This is a genomic window from Kaistia sp. UC242_56, from assembly GCF_044452255.1.
Classification (GTDB): domain Bacteria; phylum Pseudomonadota; class Alphaproteobacteria; order Rhizobiales; family Kaistiaceae; genus Kaistia; species Kaistia defluvii_A.
In genome coordinates, this window is record NZ_JBIOAN010000002.1 from 2,714,749 (window position 1) to 2,736,218 (window position 21,470).

Below are 21,470 nucleotides of genomic sequence, written 5' to 3' on the forward strand. Positions count from 1 at the left end.
CGTCTCGTTTTGAGTCAGAGTTTCCGCAGCGTCGCGACATCGGTCGGGCCGATATACCAGTCCCGCGCATGCACCTCCTCGAACACGACCCAGACGTCGTTGTCGCTCAGGCCGGTTGCTTCCCGGATCGCTTCGGTCACCTTGGCTGCGATCGCGGCCTTCTTGCCCTCGGGGTCGCTGGCGATGACTTCCTTGACGAGGCGGATGTTGACGAACGGCATGCTTCTCTCCCATGGCGGCAATATTGCCCAGGCGGCAAGGCATCCTTGATCGCGCCCCGTCCGCGTGACGCCAATCTGCAATCCCTGCCCGATCTTCGCCAGTCCTTCCTTGCAGCAACCCTATGCGAAGGGCGTAGACTATCCCCGCGAGTACATCCCATGGTTGCAGCCCTCGACAGGAGGGCTGAATCGGCCGTCGATTGTCACGCGCCTATCGTGCTCCTGCCGTGGAGGGATCGTCCTCCGACTTCTTCTCCCGGCCTGCCTCATTCCGCGCAGCAGCCCGATGAAGGAGCCGGCTCATGTCGATCGGCGGCATTCCGCTCGCGTCCGCATTTCTGTTCTGTGTCACCCTGGTCGCCACGTTGTGCTCGATCGCGCCGCGACTGGGGCTGCTCGACGCGCCCACCGCGCGAAAGGTTCATCACGGCCACGTACCCGTCTGCGGCGGCCTCGCCATGTTTGGCGCCCTGCTCGCCGCCCTGGCCATCCGCCAAGGACTGCAGCCGCCCGGCGGCAGCCTGGGACACAGCATGCTTCCGCTGGCCGGCACGCTTGGAATGCTGGTCGCCATCGGGTTCGTCGACGACCGCTGGGGGATGGGGGCGGTGACGAAGCTATCGCTTCAGGTCATCGCGGTCAGCCTTCTTCTCGGCGCTGGGGGAGATACCTATGGCAATGGCCTCCTCCACCTTCCCGCCGCCATGCCGGGCCGCGACTGGATTGCAACCGCCATCACGCTGCTGTTCATCGTCGGTCTGATCAATGCCTACAACATGATCGACGGGCTGGATGGTCTCGCGGGCGGGCTGGCTGCGGTCACGCTGATCGGGCTGGCGGTCGCGGGAAGGCTGGCGGGGCATGCGAGCCTTGTCGATGACAGCCTGCTCCTTCTTGCCGTGGTGCTGGGGTTCCTGGTCTTCAACATGCGCCGGCCCGGCCTGCGGCGGGCGCTCGCCTTCATGGGGGACGCCGGCAGCATGATGCTGGGATGTGCCATTGCCGCTCTCATTGTCGAGCTCGCGTCGCATTCCCCGATGACGGAGGGCGGGTTTGAGAGGTTCCCCTCCCTGCTCTGGCTGGTCGCCATCCCGGTGATCGATACCGCCAGCCTCATGATCCGCCGGCCGCTTGCCGGTCGCAGCCCGATGGCGGCCGACCGCGAGCACATGCATCATCTGCTTCTTGATACCGGCCTGTCTCCGGCCCAAACCACCATGGTTCTGGCAGTGATTGCTGCACTTCTCGCGACAATCGGCGTCGCGGGATTGATGCTTCGGGTGCCCCCCGCCGTGATGGCCGCCGGCCTGGCCCTTCCCGCGTTGGCGCACTGCGCGCTGGTCTGGTACTGCGCGCACCGGCGCCGGGAGACGGCTCAGGCGCTGGTCCTGTCGTCCGAGCCCGCGGAATAGCGGAGGCGAGCCTCTACGCTGGCCTTGGTTTCCTCAGCCGCGATCGCCTGCAACAGGGAAAGCCAAGCCGACACGGCCCGCGACCGCAGATGATCCCTCTCAAAGGCTTCCCGCGCACGACGCCCCATTCCCTCGCGCGCAGGGCGGTCCCGCTGCATGTCGACGATCCGTGACGCCAACGCCCTGCCCGCTCCGATCGCGACGCTATGGCCGATGCCATGCGACCGCAGCACGGTCGCGACCCCCCCGTCCCCAGCCCCGACGAAGAGCACGGGCCGCGCCACGGCCATGATGCCGTAGAGCTTGCTCGGCACGACGTAGGGCTCGAGCGATGGCCGCAGCGAGATCAGGTGGACATCGGCGACCGAAAGGCTCTCCGCCAGCCGCTCCCGCGGCTGCAAGGGCTGCAGTTGGACATTGGCGAGACCGCGCCGCGCAATTTCCCCCTCTACTGCCAGGCGACCATGGCCGCCGCCGACGAGCAGGAAATGGATATGCGGATCGTCCCGCAGATATTCGGCCGCATCCAGCACGGTGTCGAACTCATGGGCGCGGCCGAAATTGCCGGAATAGCCAACGACAAAAGCGGCCTCATCGCCAAAGCCCCATTCGTTGCGCAGGCGATTCTCGACCGGCGCGATCGGCCGGATCTCGTCTTCCTCCGACCAGTAGGGAATGAGCGCCACGGCGTCCTCGGCAACCCCGCGCCCGTTCAGGACTCGCGCCATCGCCGCCGTCGGCACGACGTTGCGGATGGCGCGATGGAGGGACCAGTCCCGTACGGCCAGGCTCAGACGGGCGAGCCGCCCCTGCCGCGCGACCAGGCCGAGCTCGATCGCGACCTCTGGAAACACATCGTGCAGCCAGTTCACCAGCCGTCCGCGTCGCAACGCCGTCGCCGCGGCGACGGACACGGAAAGCAAGGGCGGATCGGTGCAGGCAATGACGATGTCGCCACGTCGGACGTGCTTGAGGCACCAGAGCGCGGCGCTGGCGTGAAAGCTCGCATAGTCCGCTGCCCGCCCGGTTAGCCGCGCACGGCCAAAGCGCGACGTGCCGATCCGGTTCACCTTGACGCCGTAGATCGTCTCGGCAGTGGGCAGGGCGGCATCGGCATCATCGTGGCGATGTCGGCTGGTCAGGATCTCGACCGCAACGCCGGCTGAGGCCAGGCCGAAGGCCAGGCTGGAAACCATCCGGCTGGTTGCCGATTCGTCGGGGTGGAAATAGCGGTTGACCAGCACGATGCGCATCGGACCCAATACCTCCGGAGCCAGGGTCCGATAGCGTTCCTCGTGGCCAGCCCGGCGGCAAGGCGCGAGAAGGCGTCGAGGCCGAGTTCGTCCGGGCGAGCCTCCCTATCCCTATGGCGTAGTGCCGCCTATGCGCATCGGCCGCTCCGCCTCGATTGGCCAGGGATCGAGCCTATGTCCTGTCCCCATGGCTAGGCGGCGACAGTTTTCGTGTCTCGTATAGTTCCGTCATGAAACGGACGGGGCAAGAACATGGGCGCGAAGAAAGCTCTGATCGTCGGGGTGACCGGCCAGGACGGGGCCTATCTGGCTGAACTACTTCTCGACAAGGGTTACGAGGTGCATGGCATCAAGCGCCGATCCTCGTCCTTCAACACCCAGCGGATCGATCACCTCTACCAGGACCCGCATGGGCCGGAGCCTGTCCGGCTTCATCTGCATTTCGGCGAATTGACCGACGCGACGAACCTCTGCCGGATCATCCATGAGGTGGAGCCAGACGAGATCTATAATCTCGGCGCGCAGAGCCACGTCCAGGTCTCGTTCGAAACCCCGGAATATACCGCCAATGCCGATGCGCTCGGCACGCTCCGTCTTCTGGAGGCCATGCGGATCGCCGGGATCACGGAATGCTGCCGTTTCTATCAGGCCTCCACATCGGAACTGTTCGGCGGCAGCCAGACGGCGCCTCAGCGCGAGACGACCCCCTTCGCGCCGCGCAGCCCCTACGCCGCGGCCAAGCTTTACGCCTACTGGATCACGGTGAACTACCGCGAGGCTTATGGCATTCACGCGTCGAACGGCATCCTGTTCAATCACGAGAGCCCGCTGCGCGGCGAAACCTTCGTCACCCGCAAGATCACGCGCGGCGTCGCCGCCATAGCGCATGGCCTCCAGAAGACCATCCATCTCGGCAATCTGGATGCCCGGCGCGACTGGGGCCATGCCCGCGACTATGTCGATGGCATGTGGCGCATCGTGCAGCAGCCCAAGGCTGACGATTTCGTGCTGGCGACGGGCGAAATGCACACCGTGCGCGAATTCGTCGAGCGCGCCTTCGGAGAGATCGGCCGTTCCATCGATTGGAGCGGCGAAGGTGTGGCGGAGAAAGGCCGTGACGCCAGCAATGGCGCGACGCTGATCGAGATCGATCCGCGCTATTTCCGTCCGACAGAGGTCGACCTGCTCCTTGGCGACCCCGCCAAGGCGCGGCAGCAGCTTGGCTGGACCCACACGGCGTCGTTCCAGGACCTGATCGCCGACATGGTACAATCGGACCTGCAGGCTGTTCTGCGCGAGGTTGGCCGCAATGACCGCTACGCATGAAGCAGACCCTTTCGAGCTCGCCGGCAAACGGATCTGGGTGGCGGGCCATCGCGGCATGGTCGGGTCGGCGCTGGTTCGCCGGTTGCGGCGCGAACCCTGCGAGATCCTGACCGTCACCAGCGCCGAGCTTGATCTCCGCCGCCAATCCGCAACCGAGGCCTGGATCGACGCCAACGAGCCAGACGCAATCGTCATCGCCGCGGCGCGGGTCGGCGGCATCGTCGCCAATGCGACCCATCCGGCGCCGTTCATCTATGACAACCTCACCATCGCCACCCACATCATCGAAGGGGCGCGACGGGCGGGCGTCGAAAAGCTGCTCAATCTTGGCTCCAGCTGCATGTATCCGCGCGAGGCCATCCAGCCCATGCGCGAAACGGCGCTGCTCTCCGGGCCGCTCGAGCCCACCAACGAGCCCTATGCCGTTGCCAAGATCGCCGGGCTGAAACTCGCCGAGAGTTATCACCGCGAGTATGGGTGCCGGTTCATCACGGCCGTGCCGCCCAATCTCTATGGCCCGAACGACAATTACGACCCGGACAGCTCGCATGTTCTGGCTGCCCTGATCCGCCGGTTCCATCTGGCCAAGCTGGATGGATCGCCCAGCGTGACCATCTGGGGCACGGGGCTGCCGATGCGCGAGTTCCTGCACGTCGACGATCTCGCGGACGCCTGCGTCCTGTTGCTCCGGCGATATGAGGCGCCGGAACTCATCAATGTCGGCTCGGGGCAGGAAGTATCGATCTACGACCTGGGGGCTGTGATCGCCGACATCACCGGCTACTCCGGCACGATCCTGACCGATCTCGACAAGCCCGATGGCGCGCCGCGCAAGCTGATGGACAGCAGCCGTCTCGCCTCGCTCGGCTGGCGCCCGTCTATCGGACTGCTGGAGGGCATCGAATCCAGCTACCGCGCCTGGCTCGACGGATCCGCCGCGATGCGGGCCCTCTAGAGCGATTTTTTCGCCGCCTGGATGGTCCAGCCCTGCCCCGCAGGAAGCTGTCGCCCTCTGCCACCACCTCGGGTTGCGAGATCGGGCACCAAGAGGTTTTCCGTGTGTCCGACAGCAAGGTCAGACGCTTCCGGTCCGCATCGCCTCTTCGGCAAGCCGCCGACGCCGACGCTCCGTCGGATTGACGAGCGGAGCTCGGATCACGACGGAACGGACACCTTGCGCAGGTCGCGAAACAAGTCGCGGTAAAACCCTCCCTGCCCCAGCACCAGGAGGATCATGACGCCGTAGACGGCGAGCATGAAGCCGCCGCCGAACACCAGTTCAACCAGCGGCGACTTGTCAGCCATCGTGTAGCGGTCAACGATGATCCCCAACGTGCCGGCGACGAGGCTGGCCAGCACCGGCCGGCCGATCGACGGCAACAGGTCGCGCACGCTGACCGGCGTCCCCTGCACGCACCAGACCATGTGCGGCACGAACCACAACGCCATCGCCATCGAATAGGCGGCCGCCACGCCCCGGGGGCCATAGGGCAGGCCGAGGACGCAGGCGAGGATGACCAACGGCGCGATCACCAGCGCCGTGTGCAGGCTGCGCCTCTGGCGCCCCGTGGCGAACAACAGCCAGCCAAAGGGATTGATCAGGCTGAAGATCAGGACGGTCGGCGTCATCAGGCGGAAGATCGCGGCCGCCTCCAGCCATTTCGGTCCGAACAGAACCAGGAAGATCTGGTCGGCGAAGAAACCGAGAAACAGCGTTAATGGCACCGTGATCGAAATGACGAGCGAATAGCCATGGATGAAATAGTGCCGCAGCCGGACGGGATCGTCCTGCAGTCTCGCGAGCGCCGAGAAGGCTACCCCGCCAAACGCACTGTTCAGATTGTCGATCGGCACGGAGATCAGTTGATAGGCGCGGCCGTAATTGCCGAGCGCCTCTGCCCCCCAGAAGCGGCCGAGCAGGATCTTTTCCAGATTGTAGCCGACATAGGTGACGAGCGTGTGGAGCGTGATCGTCCCGCCCACGCGCAGCAGCGGCACGATGCTGCCGATGCGCCCGGGTCGCCCCGGCAGCCAGCGCGCGGTCGCCCAAAGCCCTGACGTGACTCCGAGCTGGCTTGCAAACGTGGCGCCGACCAGCGCCCAATAGCGGTAGCCGGCCAGCGCCAGCGTTACCCCGGTAACCAGGCCAAGCAATTGGCCGGCGGACTCGACCACGGTCAACGTCGCATAGCGCATATCGCGCTGCAGGATCGCCAGATGCTGGACGCTGGCAGCGCTGAGCAGAAAGCCAGGCGCCAGCAGGATGGTGAGCCAAAACAACCTCGGCTCGTCATAGAAGCGGACGAGCACCGGCGCGAGCGCGCAGCATAGAATGGCGAACACGACGCCGATCAGCATGTTGACCCAGAACAGGGTCGAGATCTGCTGCCCGCTGATCGACCGCGCCTGCACCGCCGCCGACGACAGGCCCGCCGACGCAAACATGGCGAGCAGTCCGGTGATCGCCGTGGCCATGGCCACGAGGCCGAATTCGCGCGGATCGAGCAGGCGCGCCAGCACCACCATGAAGGCAAGGCGCATCAGCGCACCGATGCCCTGCCCCATGAGCTTGGCCAGACCGCTGCGGATGGTCTTCTGCCGCAGATCCTGCATACCCGTGCGTCTCCCGGTGCGCGCCCCGCTCCACTCCCAGCCTATCGGAGCGGCATTCCGCGCTCCTCCTGTCCATCGGGCGAGATTGCTAAGCCTTGCGCCGAGAGCGGCATGGAGCGAGCAAGCCGACATCCCTCAAAAGGCTTAGGTCCCTGCCCCCAAGGGCAGGGCGAAAGGCCGTTGCGCTCGCCCTAGCCTGAGACGAATCCCGCGTTGCAGGCCGCCTTCTGCTGGCTCTCGAGCGAACGGGAACGGCCTGTCAGGGAGGATGGCGCATGAAGGTTCTCGTCACCGGTCATCGCGGTTATATCGGCACCGTCATGACGCCGATGCTGCTGCGCGCCGGCCACACGGTCGTCGGTTGCGACAGCGACCTCTACGCCGGCAGCACCTTCGCGGCCGGTGGTCCGATTGCCGACATTGTGGCGATGCAGATGGATGTCCGGGATATCCCGCAATCCGCGCTGGTCGGATTCGACGCCGTGATCCACCTCGCGGCGCTATCGAACGATCCGCTTGGCGCGCTGAACGCGGACGTCACCTACGCCGTCAACCATCGGGCCAGCGTGCGTCTTGCGGAGCTTGCCAAAGCCGCCGGCGTGCGCCGCTTCCTGTTTGCATCCTCCTGCAGCAATTACGGCCGCGCCGGCGACGCCATGGTCGACGAGGCCTCGGAACTGCGGCCCGTCACGGCCTATGGCAAGTCGAAGGTGTTGGCGGAGCGCGACATCGCGCGTCTGGCCGACGAGAGCTTCTGCCCCGTCTATTTCCGCCCGGCGACCGCCTATGGCGTGTCGCCGCGCCTGCGGCTGGACATCGTGCTCAACGATCTGGTTGCCGGCGCCGCTACGAGAGGCGTCATCCATATGCTCTCGGACGGGACGCCCTGGCGACCCATCGTTCACGTCGAGGACATTGCGCGCGCCTTCCGGGCCGGGCTGACGGCGCCGGAGGGTCTCGTCAGGAACCAGGCCTTCAACGTCGGTCAGACCGAACATAATTACCGCATCCGCGATCTGGCGCGGATCGTGTCCGATGTCGTCCCGGGCTGCCAGCTCACCGTCGCGCCCGACGCCGCGCCGGACAGCCGCTCCTATCGCGTCTCGTTCGAGAAAATTGGCCGAATGTTGCCAGGCTTCAGGCCGCGTTGGGATGCCCGGAGCGGCGCCCAGCAGCTCTATGCCGCGTATCGCGCCGCGGCTCTGACTGCCGAGACCGCCGAAGGCTCCCGCTATCAGCGGATCGGACAGATACGGCACCTGATGGCGGCAGGCACGCTCGATGAGAACCTGAGGCCGTTGAACCCGGTCTGGTCACGCGAACCGATCGCTGCGACATGAGATTTCCGCCAGATCTGCGAGACAGCGCCGTTCCGGCGTCGGGCCGGGAAGCGCCCGGCATCGGCGAGGAGATCTATCGCCTACTGGCCGAAATTTTCCCGATCTGTCGTTCCGTCGCCGGCGAAGGCGTGCGCGAAACGCTCCGACGGTTGCAGCGCGAAATCGACCTGACAATTCATGAAGTGCCAAGCGGAACACAGGTGTTCGACTGGACCATCCCGCCCGAGTGGACGATCCGCGATGCCTATATCCGTAACGAGGCCGGTGAGCGCGTGGTCGATTTTCGGGACTGCAACCTGCATGTGCTGAACCACAGCGCGCCAATCCGGACGGTCCTGCCGCTTTCCGAACTGAAGCAGCACATCTTCACCCTGCCCGATCAGCCCGATCGGATTCCCTATCGCAAGTCCGCCTATGACGAGGCCTGGGGCTTCTGCATGGCGCACGACCGACTGATCGCCCTGCCGGATGGGCTCTATGAAGCGGTGATCGACTCGAGCCTGACGGTAGGGAGCCTATCCTACGGCGAATATTATCATGCCGGCGCCAGCGAAGATGAGGTGCTGCTGTCGGCGCATATTTGCCATCCCTCGCTCGCCAACGACAACTGCTCTGGCCTTGCGTTGCTGACCTTGCTGGCAAAGGCGATTTCTCGGCGAAAGACGCGCTACAGCTACCGGTTTCTGTTCGCGCCCGGCACGATCGGGGCCATTGCATGGCTCGCCCGCAACGAAGAGCAGACGGCGCGAATCCGGCACGGACTCGTGGTTTCCTGCGTCGGGGACGGCGGAGGCCCGACCTACAAGCGCTCCCGCCGCGGCGACGCCTTGATCGACCGTGCCGCCAGCCACGTGCTGCGCCACGCGGCGCCCATGCCTGTCCTTCTCGACTTCAGCCCTTATGGCTATGACGAGCGACAATTCTGTTCGCCCGGCTTCAACCTGCCGGTGGGACTGTTCCAGCGCAGCCTCTATGGCAGTTTCCCGGAATATCACACCTCGGCCGACAATCTGGATTTCGTCCGGCCCAGCCGCCTCGCTGCGTCCTATGCGATGATCGAGTCGATCCTGGACGTCATTGAGCAAGACTTCACGCCGCTTGGCACGCTCTTGAAGGGCGAGCGACAGCTTGGCCGCCATGGCCTCTACGCCGGCGGCGACGGTTCCCCGGCGACGCAGGCCGCCAATCTCGCCATGCTCTGGGTTCTCAATCTTGCCGACGGACACCACACGCTGCTCGACATCGCCGAGCGGGCCGACGTGCCTTTCGCCCAGGTACTCGCTGTTGCGCGGCGATTGCAATCCCACGGCCTGCTGCAGGCCTGACGCCATCTTGCGTCAGCCATAGTCCGGCCAGTTGCGATCCCTTTCCGAGATCGCAGTAACGGGCAGCGGCCAGTCGATTCCAAATGCGGGGTCGTCATGGCGCACCCCGCTGGCGTAATCGGCCGCGTAGTGCGTTGAAATCATGTAGCCCACCTCGACATCGTCGGTGAGCGTCTGGAACCCATGCGCAAAGCCTTCGGGCACATAGAGCTGGTTGCGATTGTCCTCCGACAATTCAAAGCCCTGCCAGACTCCGAAGGTCGGCGATGCCCTGCGCAGGTCGAGGATGACGTCCCAGATCCGCCCCCGCAGGCATCGCACCAGCTTGATCTCGCCATGCGGTCCCCGTTGGAAATGCATGCCCCGCAGCGTCCCCTTGACCGACGACCAGGACTGGCTGTGCTGAACGAACCCGGTATGCAGCCCCGCAGCCTTGAATTCGCGGGTGCAGAAACTGCGTTCAAACCGGCCCCGCTCGTCGGAGACGGGGTTCGGTTCAATCCGATACGCCCCTTCGAGCCTGGTCGCGAGGAACTGCATGGCGGTGCTCCCTGCGGTCAGCCGGCGCGCCGGGCAAGATGGAGCCGCTGCAGCCCATCCTCGAGCGCACCCGCGGCGCGCTCAAGGACCCGTTCCTGTCGAAACAGATAGTCGATCGGCGGGACAAACGCTGTCGACCGGGATCGCTGGACCGCGTAGCGCAGCAGGCCAGCGGCGTTGGCGAAATCGCCGCGGCACAGATGGCTGACGCCCGACCAGTAGGCGCGGCTTGCCAGGCTGCGTCGTGCCAGCCGCTGCAACGCTTCCGCGTCCGGAAGCTGCCGGCCCTCATGCGCGAAGAAAGACGTGAAGGCAGCTTCGTACTTGCGGATCTGGAGGCTGCGGTTGCGCCGCACGACGGCTGAGCGCGCCTCATCATGCGAGCGGAGAAACACCTGCGGGGTCCGCGTCTCGGCGATGTTGCCGTCGAGCACAGCCAGTCGCATGAACAATTCAAAGTCGTCCGTGTGGTCAAGGGACATCCTGTAATAGCCAACGCGCTTTTGCGCCGCCGTTCGAACCACCGCCGAGCAGCCGACAACGCTGCATAGGGCGGTCCGGCAGAATCGCTCCAGAAGGGCGCGGCCGGGCATGACGTCCCATCTCGCGCCGATATCGCTGCTTCGCGAGGCCAGATGTGGCTGTGTCAGCGCCGCGCGATTGGCAAAAGCGAGATTGATCGTCTCGTCCCGATCCATAACCGCGAGGGCGCGCGACAAGGCTCTGGTGGTGAGCATGTCGTCGGCGCAAAGCAGCAGGAAATAGTCCGCCTCTGCCCAGTCGATGGCCTCGTTGAAGGAGGCGTGGTGCCCGAGATTGGCGCGATGGCGCACGAAGCAGATGCGCTTGTCCTGCGCCGCCAGCTGTTGCGCGACTTCGGCGCTGTTGTCGGTCGAGGCGTTATCGATGATGAGGATCCGCAGATCGGCCACACCCTGGCTCAGGACACTCTGCACGCAATCCCGCAAGTAGCGGCCGTACTGATAGTTCGGAATGGCGACGTCGATGCTGGCCATGTCTCGCGGTCATCCGTGCCTTGCGATGGGTCATCCCGTTCGAAGCAGAGCTATCGGGCCATTCAACGCGACCAGCCCTCGACCCGCGATGGCCACAAAGGGATGGGGGCAGCAGATTTCCGGCCAGTTCGCCCTTTGACCATCATCCAAAGGGACGAGGCGGCTAGCACGGACCTAAGCATCCCCTATCCGAAATGCTGAGAAGCGACGCGGAGAGTTCATCTTCTGTTCTAAAAAATCCCCCGTACGCTAGCGGAAGTTGAAGAGATTGCCGGGCGCGGCGGCGACCTGTCGCAGCGCTGAGCAAAGGGGATCCTGAGGATGACCGTTTCGATCCATGCTTCCTTGTCGATGGAGGGCTCCGTCGCCCATTCCTGCCGGTTATGTGGGACCGCGCTGCATCGGCTGTTCGCGGATCTGGGCATGTCTCCTCTTTGCGAAAGCTTTCTGACGGCGGATCAGTGCGACCGCATGGAGCCGTATTTTCCGCTCCGGGCGATGGTCTGCGAACAGTGCTTTCTGGTACAGCTCGGGGAATATGTCGGGCCGTCGGAGATCTTCAGCGACTACGCCTATTTCTCATCCTATTCGCCAAGCTGGGTGGCGCATGCCAAAGCCTATTGCGAGGCGATCACGAAACGGCTCGTCCTGGGACCGGCCAGCACGGTCATCGAGATCGCCAGCAATGACGGGTATCTGCTCCAGCATTTCTCACCTCTGGGCATTCCTGCGCTCGGCATTGAGCCGGCCGCCAATGTCGCCGCCGTCGCCATCCGGAGAGGCATCGACACGCGCATCGAGTTCTTCGGAACCCGTCTGGCCCGCGCCCTCGTCGCAGAGGGCCGACAGGCCGACCTGATCATTGGCAACAATGTCCTGGCCCAGGTCCCCGACCTCAACGACTTCACCGCGGGTCTCGCCCTTCTGCTGAAGCCGGAAGGCATTGTGACGCTGGAGTTCCCGCATCTCCAACGGCTTATGTCGGAAGCCCAGTTCGACACGATCTATCACGAGCACTTCTCCTATTTCTCGCTGCTGACGGTCGAACGGCTCGCGGCGCGACATGATCTGAAGATTATCGATGTCGAGGAATTGCCAACGCACGGGGGATCGCTGCGGGTCCACCTGGCGCGCGCCAATTCCGTTCGGCCGCAGCAAGCTGCCGTCTCTAGATTGCTGCACGAAGAGCGGCGCTTCGGCCTGGCGCGGATCGAGACCTATTCCGCCTTCGCGGAGAAGGTCCGCCGCACCAAACGCGACCTCCTCACGCTGCTGATCGCGCTGCGCAATTCCGGCAAGTCCATCTGCGGCTATGGAGCTCCGGGCAAGGGCAACACGCTGCTCAACTATTGCGGTATCGGCCCGGACTTTCTCGACTTTACGGTGGATCGCAACCCGCACAAGCACGGCCGCTTCACCCCCGGCATGCACATCCCGATCCTGCCCGTCGCCGCGATCGACGCGGCCCGGCCCGATTTCGTGTTGATCCTGCCGTGGAACCTCCAGACCGAGATCACGCGGCAAATGAGGCACATCGCCGACTGGGGCGGCCGCTTCATCGTGCCGATTCCCACCCCACGCATCGTCGAACCCAAGGATATACGGTGATGAAGGTCATCCTATTCTGCGGCGGTTTGGGCACGCGCATCCGCGAATATCCGGAGAGCATTCCGAAGCCGATGATTCCGATCGGCCACCAGCCCATCCTCTGGCACCTGATGAATTACTACAGCCAGCGGGGTCACAACGAATTCATCCTCTGCACCGGTTATAAGGCCAATGTGATCAAGGACTTCTTCCTGAACTACCGGCCGCAGGCCTATGCCGACTGCATCGTGTCCGGCTTCGGCACCAAGATCGAACTGCTCGGCAAGCCCGAACAGGACTGGCGCATTGCCCTGATCGACACCGGCATCTGGCGCAATATCGGCGAACGACTGCTCGCGGTTCGCGAACATGTATGCAACGAGGAGATCTTCCTCGCCAATTACAGCGACGGCCTCAGCGACGTCGATCTCAACGACATGATCGAGCGCTTCCGAAGCAGCGACAAGCTCGCCTGCTTTCTCGCGGTCCGGCCGCATCTGAGCTTCCATTTCGCCGATATCCAACCGAACGGCTCAATGCGTGGGTTCCGCACCGCCGACCGTTCCGATCTCTGGATCAATGGCGGCTTCTTCCTGTTCCGGCCAGGCATCTTCGATTTCATCCGCCCCGGCGAGGAACTGGTGCAAGAGCCCTTCACCCGTCTGATCGAAGCCGATGCCCTCATGGCCTATAAATATGAGGGGTTCTGGCGCGCCATGGACACGTTGAAAGACCGCCAGATCCTGGAGGATATGGTCGAACAGGGCGCCATGCCCTGGCGGCTCACGGACGCAGGAAGCGGCCACCCCACGCGCGCGGTCGCCGGATCATGAAGGCTTTGCCACTCGCTCGTCCGGGAGAAGCGCTCTCGGTCCTGTGCCTCGGCGCCCATGCCGATGATATCGAGATCGGCGCCGGCGGACTGCTGCTCAACTGGCTCGCCAACGGCATCCGGCTCGACGTGCGCTGGTGCGTCCTCAGCGCCGCAGGCATCCGCTCGACGGAAGCCGAACAATCCGCGCATGCCTTTCTGAGCGGCGCGGTACTCGCCGATCTCAGGCTGGCCCGTTTCGAGGACGGCCTGTTTCCACAGCAGGAAGCCACCTTGAAGCGGTGGATGGAAGAGCTGAAGGACGGCCCGGTGCCTGACGTGATCCTGACGCATCGGCGCGACGACGCGCATCAGGATCACCGCGCCGTGTCGCGCCTGACCTGGAACACGTTCCGCGACCACATGATCCTCGAATACGAGATCCCGAAATGGGACGGCGACCTTGGCCGCCCCAACAGCTATGCGGCGTTCGGCGAGGAGATCCTCGCGCGCAAGATCGACCTGCTGCTGACTCATTTCACCAGCCAGCGCGCGAAGGACTGGTTCGACGCCGAGACGTTCCGCGGTCTGGCCCGGCTCCGCGGAATGGAGTGCCGTTCGCCCGGGCGCTACGCCGAGGCGTTCACCTTGCGCAAGGCCTGGATCGGCTGAGCGTCTTCGGATGGCCTTGGTCGGAGCTGAAGTACGGCGGCACCAGCCCCTTCCTGACCGGAGGGATGATGCCCTTTGCCCAAGAGGCCAGGCAGGACCGTCGCAAGACAAGCCCTAGGCTGGAAGCGCCCGGCTGTTGTACCGGGTTCAGGAGGACGAGATGAAATTCGCCTTCTTCGGATATCCGCACCTCGGCGGCACCTTCACGGTGTTCCGCCATCTGCGCGCCGGCCTGGCGCCTTTGGGGATAGACGTCGAGTGGCTTGGCATAGGCCCGGGGGCGCATGCCGCGGCCCGAGACCCGGCGTGGCGCTCGGAATGGTCGACCGGCCACGCCTGTGGCGCGGCGGCGGACAGCGAGCCTACGCAGGCGCAGGCGATGCTTTCCCATCTCGCGGAGCAGAATTTCGATGGCGTTTTCGTCAGCGTCCACGCCGACCGGGTGCAGACCAACCTCGCGCGCTATCTCCCATCCAGCATGCTCCGCGTAATGATCGTTCACAACATAACGCCCGCGACCTACGCCGCCGCGCGGGCGATCCGCGATCATGTCCATGCCACCGCCTGCGTCTCGCGCCGCATTCGCGATGACCTGCTGACGCACTATCGTTTCGACCCAAACTCTACCCACGAGATCCACAACGCGGTCGACTTCCCTACCCCGCCGCCCCGAGTTCTCCGTACGATCGGTCAACCGCTCAGGCTGCTGTCGCTCGGGCGGATCGAGGATCAGGCCAAGGGCGTGCTCTGGCTGCCGCAAATCCTGGCCCAACTGCCGGACGACGTCACGCTGACCATCGCCGGCGACGGCCCGGATCTTGCTCGCCTCCGGCGCGCCATGGCGCCGCTTGCCGGCCGTGCGCAGCTTCTCGGGCGGGTCTCGCCCGCCGCAATCCCGGCACTGATGGCCGAACACGACATCTTAGTCGCGCCGTCCCGTTTTGAAGGCTTCATGATCACGCTGGTCGAGGCGATGGCCACGGGATGCGTGCCGGTCGCATCCCGGATCCGCGGCGTCACCGACACGGTGGTCGACGACGGGGCGACTGGCCTTCTGTTTCCCGTCGGCGATGTCGCGGCGGCGGCGGAGACCATCCGCCATCTTCGGCGGGATCCTGCCCATTGGCACGCCATGGCCTGCCATGGGCCGATCGCGATGCGCGAGCGCTTCAGCGTCTCCCGCATGGCGGAACGCTATGGCGCGCTGCTCGCCGGGCTGCACGAGCGGCCACCCCTGATCGCGCCGCCGCTTCCCATCGAGCACTGGCACCTCCCCCGGGGACTGCGGGTCGGGCTGCGATCCCACTTGCCAACGCCGCTCAAGAACCTGCTGCGAACCATCCGGGAGCGCGCGGCATGAGCCTGGAATCGATGATTCTGCGCAGGGACGCAGGAGCCGAAAGCTCCGCGGCCGCTGTGGCGCGGCCGAGCACCCAGAGCGCCAACGTCTCGGTGCTCATACTCACCCTCGACGAGGAACTCAACCTGCCGGCGTGCCTCGCCTCTGTCAGTTGGAGCGACGATATCGTCGTGCTCGATTCCTTCAGCCAGGACCGCACGGTCGAGATCGCGCGCAACTTTGGCGCCCGCGTCTATCAGCGCCGCTTCGATAGCGAACCCGCTCAGCGGAGCTTCGGGCTCAGTGAGATCGCTTACAAGAACCGCTTCGTGTATCTCCCCGACGCGGACGAGGTGACAACCCCCGCGCTACGGGACGAGATCCTGACGATCGCCGCGGAACCGGGCCGTCCGGAGGTCGCTTTTCACGTTCGGTCCCGCACCATGTTCATGGGACAGTGGCTGCGACGGAGCGGATTGTATCCCACCTGGTTCGTCCGTCTGGTCGAGCCGGGGCGCGTGCGCTTCGAGCGAGAGATCAATCTGCGAACGGTCGCCGAGGGGCCGGAAGGCAGGCTCGACGGCCATCTGCTGCATTACACCTTCAACAAGGGCCTCAACGCCTGGTTTGAAAAGCACAATCGCTATTCGTGGCACGAGGCGCGGGAGTCGCTCAAAAGCCTGGCCGCCGAGCGAGTCGATTGGCGTGCGCTGCTCTTCGCATCCGGGGCGGTACGGCGGCGTGCCCTAAAGACCCTGTCCTTTCGGCTGCCCTGCCGGCCGCTCCTACGCTTCCTCTACATGTATCTGCTGCGCGGCGGCTTCCTCGATGGCCGGGCCGGCTTCGTTTATTGCAGGCTGCTGATGACCTACGAAACGATGATCGTCGCCAAGATGATCGAGATCCAGAGGCGGGAAAAAGGGCTGCCGCTGTGAGCTGCAAGCCGACGCGCCGGGCAAGGGAGGGCAGCCTATGGACATGCCCTTGATCGGCGCGCTGATCGCTAGTTCCGCGTTCTGGGTGATCTTTGGGCTGCGCCGACCCGAGGGAGTCTATCAATACCCTTTCCTCGCGGGGGCGACCTTTCTCGGCTTTATCGCGCCGCAGTTTCCAGCAATGGCGGACGACCCGTTTCTGCTAGGCGGCGCGGTGACACGGGCCGCCTTCTTCGCGATCCTCTGCATCATGGCCTGTGGCCTGGGTTGGCAGCTGACGCTACCGCGCGTCGCGGGAAAACCGTGGCGCTTCGACGAAAAGAAGCTGCTGATCGTATCCGGGGTCCTGTCGCTCGCGGGAGCGTACTTCTATTTCAAGGTCTCGCACCTGCCGCCCGAGATCAAATATTCGATCTATACGGGCATGCCCGTGGTCTATCTGTTTTTCGCCAAGCTGCTGAATTATGGCTTGGCCATCGCGCTTATCTGCGGCGCGCGGCGCATGAGCATCGCGGCGCTATTCATCATCGCCTTCGACACGCTCTTCTATGCCGAACGGATCCTGCTGCTCGGCCGCCGCAGCGAGACAGCCGAGTTCGTCTTTCTGATCGGGCTGGCCTGGTGGTTCCAGCGGAGGCGCGCCGCCCCCCGTCTCCTGACGGCGGGCCTCGTCCTGTTCGGCGCTATCGCGATGAACAGCGCGGGCGACTATCGCGCGATCACCACCGAGAGCCAGGATTCCGGCTGGTCCGATCTTCTCAAGATCGATGTGCTCGCCAATTTCGCCGAGGTGGTCGCGCATGGCGGGCCGGAGGTGCGAAATGCCGTCCTGCGCCTGGAATCGGCCAGCGACACGCGATCCTTCGACTTTGGGCTGTTCCACTGGAACACGCTGGTTTTCAACTATGTCCCGGCGCAACTGGTCGGTCCGGCTCTCAAGGAGAGCCTGACCCTGTCGTTCGACGATCAGATCGCGCGCGACTACGCGCCGCCGATCGGCTCCACAGAAACCGGACTGGCCGACGCGTTCGCGTCGTTCGGCTATCTCGGCGCGCTCAAGTTCTTTCTGATCGGCTTCGGGATGCGGCGGATCTACGACGCGGCGGAGTCCGGCAGCACGGGGTGGCAGATCGCCTACCCGCTGATCCTGGCGCCCGCGATGCTGGCGATCACGCATCACACGCAGTGGCCGCTCTCCGCGCTGGTACACATGGCGCTGTTCCTGCTGCCGGCCCTGCTTCTGGCGCGGATCCGGCAACCCTCGCGGTCCTGGGTGGCGGGCACCGCAGGATCTCCGTCATGACCCGGGCTTCCGGGACGTTGGGCTCCAGCCCTGCCCATCCGCGTGTCGCTGTCCTGTTCCATAGGTTCGGCCCGTATCATGTCAGCCGGTTGCAGGCTGCGGCCCGGCACATGGCGGTGACCGGGATCGAGTTCAGCGGCACGGACCGGACCTATGCATGGAGCGCGTCCGAGACCTTCCCGTTCTCTCGCATCGTCGTCTCTCCCGACAGTGACGCGGAGCGCGTCCCAGCGCTGATCCGCAAGATGACCGCGGCGCTCGACCGGGCAGCGCCGGAGGCGGTGGCGATCGCCGGCTGGTCGAACCCAGCCGCGCTGGCAGCCCTGCTGTGGTGCACACGCCGGCGGGTTCCGGCCATCGTGATGTCGGATAGCACGGAGATCGACGAAATCCGCAAGCCCTGGCGGGAGGCAGTCAAGCGACGGGTCGTGTCTCTCTTCAGCGCCGGATTAGTCGCTGGAGGGCCGCAGCGACGCTATCTGGCGGCGCTCGGCATGGCCGAAAGGCTGATCCGTGACGGCTTTGACGTCGTCGATAATGAGCATTTCGCCAGCGGCGCGGCCACCGCCCGAAGAGACGCCGAGGCACTCCGCAGGCAACTCGCATTGCCGCCGCGCTATTTCCTCGCATCCTGTCGATTCGTCGCCAAGAAGAACCTGTTTGTCTTGCTGGAGGCCTATCAAGGATATCGTGGCGTGGCCGGCGGGGCGGCATGGGACCTGGTCCTGCTTGGCGGCGGCCCGCTGGAACCCGGACTGCGGGCCGCGATTGCGGCGCGCGGCCTCGTCGACTCTGTCCATCTGCCGGGTTTTCGACAGTATCCAGAGCTCCCGGCCTATTATGGGCTGGCGGAGGCCTTCATTCTGCCGAGCACCACGGAGCAATGGGGTCTGGTCGTCAACGAGGCGATGGCCGCGGGCCTGCCCGTCCTGGTGTCGGAGCGTTGCGGTTGCAGCGAGGATCTGGTCCGTCCCGGGGTGAATGGATTTCGCTTCAACCCTTTCGCTCCCCGCGAACTCATGGGCCAGATGCTGACCATCGCCAAGGATTGCGACCGGATGGCGATGGCGCAAGCGGGACAGGCGATCATCGCCGAATGGTCGCCCGATCGCTTCGGCCGCGCGTTGCGGCAGGCGGTGGAGTTGGCACGCAACGCGTCGCCGCTTGCCCCGGACCCGATCGGCCGCTGGCTCGCCGCCGCCCTGCTCTGCCGCCGCGAGCGCACCGACGGCTGACGCTATTCCAGCAATGGACGCATCCCGTCACCGGCTGACATCACCCGCTCCAGCAGATCCCGCCAAGCCTCCCCGTAGCGACGGACCGTCAGATCCTCGACACGCCGGCGGGCGGAGATCCCCATGCGCAGGCGGAGATCCTGGTCTTGTACCAGCCGATCGATCGCCCGCGACATGCCGGTTAGGTCCTCGCAAGGAATGACGAACCCATCCTCGCCGTCGCGAACCGGGGTGCCGCTGTTCGGCGTGGTGACGATGGGAAGGCCGGTTGCCATGGCCTCCATCACCGCGCCGGCCGAGCCCTCGCAGGCCGAGGGGAAGAGGAACAGATCGAACTGCTCGAGCCAGGCGCGCACCTCGCCACGAGGGACGGCGCCGATCACCGCAGCCTTCCCTCGCCGGCGCTCGACCAGCGCTGGCTCGGCGGCCATCGGGCCAACCATGACAAAGCGCACTTTCGCCGGGTCGAACGCCCCGGCGATCTCGAAGAAGGCGGGTGCGCCCTTGCGCAACGAAACCGCACCGACGAAGCCGACGACAACCGGGCCCGTTCGTTTCCGCCGGTCACAAAACGCATAGGCCGAGGCATCCACCGGATAGGGAATGACCGACATCTGCTCGGAGCGCCGTCCCACCGCCAGCAAGCTATCTCGGACATAAGGGGAGGCACAGGTGATGTGGCTGGCCGCGTCCCAACTCCGTTGCTCGACGTCTTGCATGATGGCAGAGCCCGTATCCTGTGGCGTCTGCCACTCCGGCCAGAGTTCCGCCTGGCGCGCCTCCTCGCGCCTCTGAACCGCGATCGGCGCGATCATCTGGTCGAGGACGACGGAAAGCCCGTCCCGGCGCGCGGCTTGGCAAAGGGACGGGTCGATATTGCGGACGAAGCCGACCAGGCTGTTGGCACCGCGCCAGCCGTCTGCCAGAACCTGCCGCGCCATGGCCTGCGAGCGGCGGACGAAATTCTGCTCCGGCAGAGCGTTGCGGTCCTCCCGGAGCCTGGCCAGCAGCGTCGACCACCCGGCAGCGACCACGCGACTGCCATCGAGGTCGGCGCATCGCCGGGAGGCCAGCCGGCGGCCGTTCGCGCCGCCGAGCCGGGCCATCATCTGGGCGGCGGCCGCCTCCAGCGATCCGGGGCGCACGAACCAATCCATGTGGACCGTATCCAGGATTCCCGCCAGCTTTAGGCCGAGCGGCAAGCCGTAATGCAGACGCGATCCATCCTGCACGACTGTCACCCTGGGCCGAACGGATGAGGTCGCCTCGGCACGGTGATAATCGACGGCGGCGCTCATGCCAGATCAACCGTGTCCGGCCGGTCGCCGCGGCCGAGCACCCAGCGATAGACGGCCTCCATGCTCTCCGCCGCCTTCGGCCAGGAGAAGCTCTCCGCAACCAGTTTGGCCCCCTGCTCGCCGATCTGCCGTCGTTGGGCGGGCGTCAGCGAAACCAGCGTGCGAACTCCCTCCGCGATACTCGCGGGCTCCGGCTCGATTGGGAGTGCCGCGCCCTGCGCGAACCCGATGGCGAGATTGCATCGCGGCGTCATCAAAACTGGCAGATGCGCCGCCCAGGCCTCCAGAACCGCGATCGGCAGGCCCTCGCTGATCGAGGGCAGCACGAATGCATCGGCCGCCGCGAAGCTTCGCGCCTTCTCCTCGCCGAATTGCGGTCCGACGAAATGCACGACGGGATCCAGTCCCAGTTCGGTCGCCAGTTGCTGCAGGCTCGTCCGATAGGCATCCTCGCCCCAGCCGGCGATCACCAGATGCCACTTTGGCTGCATCGACGCGCCGGCTGCCTCCTGACGATAGCGGGCAAAGCCGCGCAGGAGATCGGGAATGCCCTTTTGCGGCGCGATCCTGCCGAGGAAAAGCAGGATGGCCGCGCGCCCCGGGATTCGCCCGCGCCAGAGTGGCGGCGTCGCGACGGGTGATGCCGGCGGGATCTCGACGCCGTTCGGAATAATGCAAACGGGATTGCGCAATCCCGCGTCGCGGATCGACTGCAGTTCGGAGGCGCAAAGCGCATGCAGGCAAGCGGCGCCCCGCAGATGCCGCGTCTCGAAAACCAGGCCGGCCAGGCGCTTCTTCCAGCGCCGGTTGGCCAGCGCCCAGCGGTCCAGCATGCCGTGTGGGGTCACGACATAGGGCATTGCCCGCCCCGTCCAGCCCATGGCAGCGACCGAGGGATACATCCAGAGACCATGAACGTGCAGGACATCGGCCGCCCCCCGCCGCAACGCCTGGCCGAGGCCTGGCGCATAGCCGAACGAGACGGGCCCCCGCACCGGAAACGCCTCCGTCGCCACGCCGCGCTGCCGCAGCATCTGATGCGCCGGCGCCGGATGCTCCAGCCCGTAGACGCTGACCTCCATGCCGGCGCGCGCCTCCAGCGCCGGCGCGAGACCATGAACCGCCTCAAACACGCCGCCCGACCGTTGCGACAGATGCGCCATGACCATCGCCACGCGGATCGCTTCGGCGGGGTGATCCGAGCCGTTGCGTGGGTGCGCCGCCACGAGATCGGCTGCCGTCAT

General features: G+C 65.4%; 19 protein-coding genes. 12 read left to right on the plus strand and 7 right to left on the minus strand.

What is annotated here, in order from left to right; genetic code table 11:
* Positions 1-14 precede the first annotated feature (14 nt).
* Positions 15-221, minus strand: a complete 207-nt coding sequence (locus tag ACHMWQ_RS15475; protein ID WP_354549229.1) for a 4-oxalocrotonate tautomerase family protein — start codon at positions 219-221, stop codon at positions 15-17.
* 302 nt (positions 222-523) lie between these two features.
* Here ACHMWQ_RS15475 and ACHMWQ_RS15480 point away from each other — a divergent pair, with 302 nt between their 5' ends.
* Positions 524-1,633, plus strand: a complete 1,110-nt coding sequence (locus ACHMWQ_RS15480) for an MraY family glycosyltransferase (RefSeq protein ID WP_396308148.1) — start codon at positions 524-526, stop codon at positions 1,631-1,633.
* Here ACHMWQ_RS15480 and ACHMWQ_RS15485 read toward each other — a convergent pair.
* Positions 1,597-2,886, minus strand: coding sequence for a glycosyltransferase family 4 protein (locus ACHMWQ_RS15485; RefSeq protein WP_396308149.1), 1,290 nt, complete (start codon positions 2,884-2,886; stop codon positions 1,597-1,599). The genes ACHMWQ_RS15480 and ACHMWQ_RS15485 overlap by 37 nt on opposite strands.
* A gap of 252 nt (positions 2,887-3,138) precedes the next feature.
* Here ACHMWQ_RS15485 and gmd point away from each other — a divergent pair, with 252 nt between their 5' ends.
* Together gmd and ACHMWQ_RS15495 are read left to right on the plus strand one after the other, a co-directional pair.
* Entirely contained in the window at positions 3,139-4,212 is a 1,074-nt protein-coding gene (gene gmd, locus ACHMWQ_RS15490) for a GDP-mannose 4,6-dehydratase (protein ID WP_396308150.1), read from the plus strand.
* Positions 4,187-5,167, plus strand: a complete 981-nt coding sequence (locus ACHMWQ_RS15495) for a GDP-L-fucose synthase family protein (protein ID WP_396308151.1) — start codon at positions 4,187-4,189, stop codon at positions 5,165-5,167. The genes gmd and ACHMWQ_RS15495 overlap by 26 nt, the downstream gene beginning before the upstream one ends.
* 200 nt (positions 5,168-5,367) lie before the next feature.
* Here the strand turns inward: ACHMWQ_RS15495 and ACHMWQ_RS15500 are convergent, their stop codons facing one another.
* Positions 5,368-6,825 (minus strand): lipopolysaccharide biosynthesis protein, encoded by a 1,458-nt coding sequence (locus ACHMWQ_RS15500; protein WP_396308152.1) that lies wholly within the window; start codon positions 6,823-6,825, stop codon positions 5,368-5,370.
* A 275-nt stretch (positions 6,826-7,100) separates the two neighbouring features.
* Between ACHMWQ_RS15500 and ACHMWQ_RS15505 the strand changes: the two genes are divergently transcribed.
* Both ACHMWQ_RS15505 and ACHMWQ_RS15510 read left to right on the plus strand, forming a co-directional pair.
* Positions 7,101-8,165: an NAD-dependent epimerase/dehydratase family protein gene (locus ACHMWQ_RS15505; protein ID WP_396308153.1), complete on the plus strand. Its 1,065-nt coding sequence runs from the start codon at positions 7,101-7,103 to the stop codon at positions 8,163-8,165.
* Positions 8,162-9,490, plus strand: a complete 1,329-nt coding sequence (locus tag ACHMWQ_RS15510; protein ID WP_396308154.1) for a DUF4910 domain-containing protein — start codon at positions 8,162-8,164, stop codon at positions 9,488-9,490. Before ACHMWQ_RS15505 ends, ACHMWQ_RS15510 begins: the two co-directional genes overlap by 4 nt.
* Before the next feature lie 12 nt (positions 9,491-9,502).
* Here the strand turns inward: ACHMWQ_RS15510 and rfbC are convergent, their stop codons facing one another.
* Complete coding sequence (gene rfbC / locus ACHMWQ_RS15515; RefSeq protein ID WP_396308155.1) at positions 9,503-10,030, minus strand: dTDP-4-dehydrorhamnose 3,5-epimerase; 528 nt, start codon at positions 10,028-10,030, stop codon at positions 9,503-9,505.
* A 17-nt stretch (positions 10,031-10,047) separates the two neighbouring features.
* On the minus strand, positions 10,048-11,046 hold the full coding sequence (locus tag ACHMWQ_RS15520) for a glycosyltransferase family 2 protein (protein WP_396308156.1): 999 nt from the start codon (positions 11,044-11,046) through the stop codon (positions 10,048-10,050).
* Between the two features lie 321 nt (positions 11,047-11,367).
* Between ACHMWQ_RS15520 and ACHMWQ_RS15525 the strand changes: the two genes are divergently transcribed.
* The 7 genes from ACHMWQ_RS15525 (at position 11,368) to ACHMWQ_RS15555 (ending at position 18,928) form a co-directional block, all read left to right on the plus strand.
* Entirely contained in the window at positions 11,368-12,654 is a 1,287-nt protein-coding gene (locus ACHMWQ_RS15525; protein WP_396308157.1) for a methyltransferase domain-containing protein, read from the plus strand.
* Positions 12,654-13,466, plus strand: a complete 813-nt coding sequence (locus tag ACHMWQ_RS15530; RefSeq protein WP_396308158.1) for a sugar phosphate nucleotidyltransferase — start codon at positions 12,654-12,656, stop codon at positions 13,464-13,466. The genes ACHMWQ_RS15525 and ACHMWQ_RS15530 overlap by 1 nt, the downstream gene beginning before the upstream one ends.
* The gene (locus ACHMWQ_RS15535; RefSeq protein WP_396308159.1) at positions 13,463-14,116 is read left to right on the plus strand and encodes a PIG-L deacetylase family protein; all 654 of its coding nucleotides are present in this window, start codon (positions 13,463-13,465) and stop codon (positions 14,114-14,116) included. The genes ACHMWQ_RS15530 and ACHMWQ_RS15535 overlap by 4 nt, the downstream gene beginning before the upstream one ends.
* A 160-nt stretch (positions 14,117-14,276) precedes the next feature.
* On the plus strand, positions 14,277-15,476 hold the full coding sequence (locus ACHMWQ_RS15540; RefSeq protein ID WP_396308160.1) for a glycosyltransferase family 4 protein: 1,200 nt from the start codon (positions 14,277-14,279) through the stop codon (positions 15,474-15,476).
* Positions 15,473-16,390 carry a glycosyltransferase family 2 protein gene (locus tag ACHMWQ_RS15545; protein ID WP_396308161.1) on the plus strand — a complete coding sequence of 306 codons (918 nt, stop codon included), beginning with the start codon at positions 15,473-15,475 and terminating at the stop codon, positions 16,388-16,390. Before ACHMWQ_RS15540 ends, ACHMWQ_RS15545 begins: the two co-directional genes overlap by 4 nt.
* A gap of 49 nt (positions 16,391-16,439) precedes the next feature.
* Complete coding sequence (locus tag ACHMWQ_RS15550) at positions 16,440-17,693, plus strand: hypothetical protein (RefSeq protein WP_396308162.1); 1,254 nt, start codon at positions 16,440-16,442, stop codon at positions 17,691-17,693.
* A complete protein-coding gene (locus ACHMWQ_RS15555) occupies positions 17,690-18,928 on the plus strand; it encodes a glycosyltransferase family 4 protein (RefSeq protein WP_396308163.1) in 1,239 nt (412 codons plus the stop codon). The genes ACHMWQ_RS15550 and ACHMWQ_RS15555 overlap by 4 nt, the downstream gene beginning before the upstream one ends.
* A gap of 2 nt (positions 18,929-18,930) precedes the next feature.
* On the opposite strand, the gene ACHMWQ_RS15560 is transcribed toward ACHMWQ_RS15555, so the two are convergent.
* Both ACHMWQ_RS15560 and ACHMWQ_RS15565 read right to left on the minus strand, forming a co-directional pair.
* On the minus strand, positions 18,931-20,226 hold the full coding sequence (locus ACHMWQ_RS15560) for a glycosyltransferase family 4 protein (RefSeq protein WP_396308164.1): 1,296 nt from the start codon (positions 20,224-20,226) through the stop codon (positions 18,931-18,933).
* Positions 20,223-21,470, minus strand: a complete 1,248-nt coding sequence (locus tag ACHMWQ_RS15565; protein ID WP_396308165.1) for a glycosyltransferase — start codon at positions 21,468-21,470, stop codon at positions 20,223-20,225. Before ACHMWQ_RS15565 ends, ACHMWQ_RS15560 begins: the two co-directional genes overlap by 4 nt.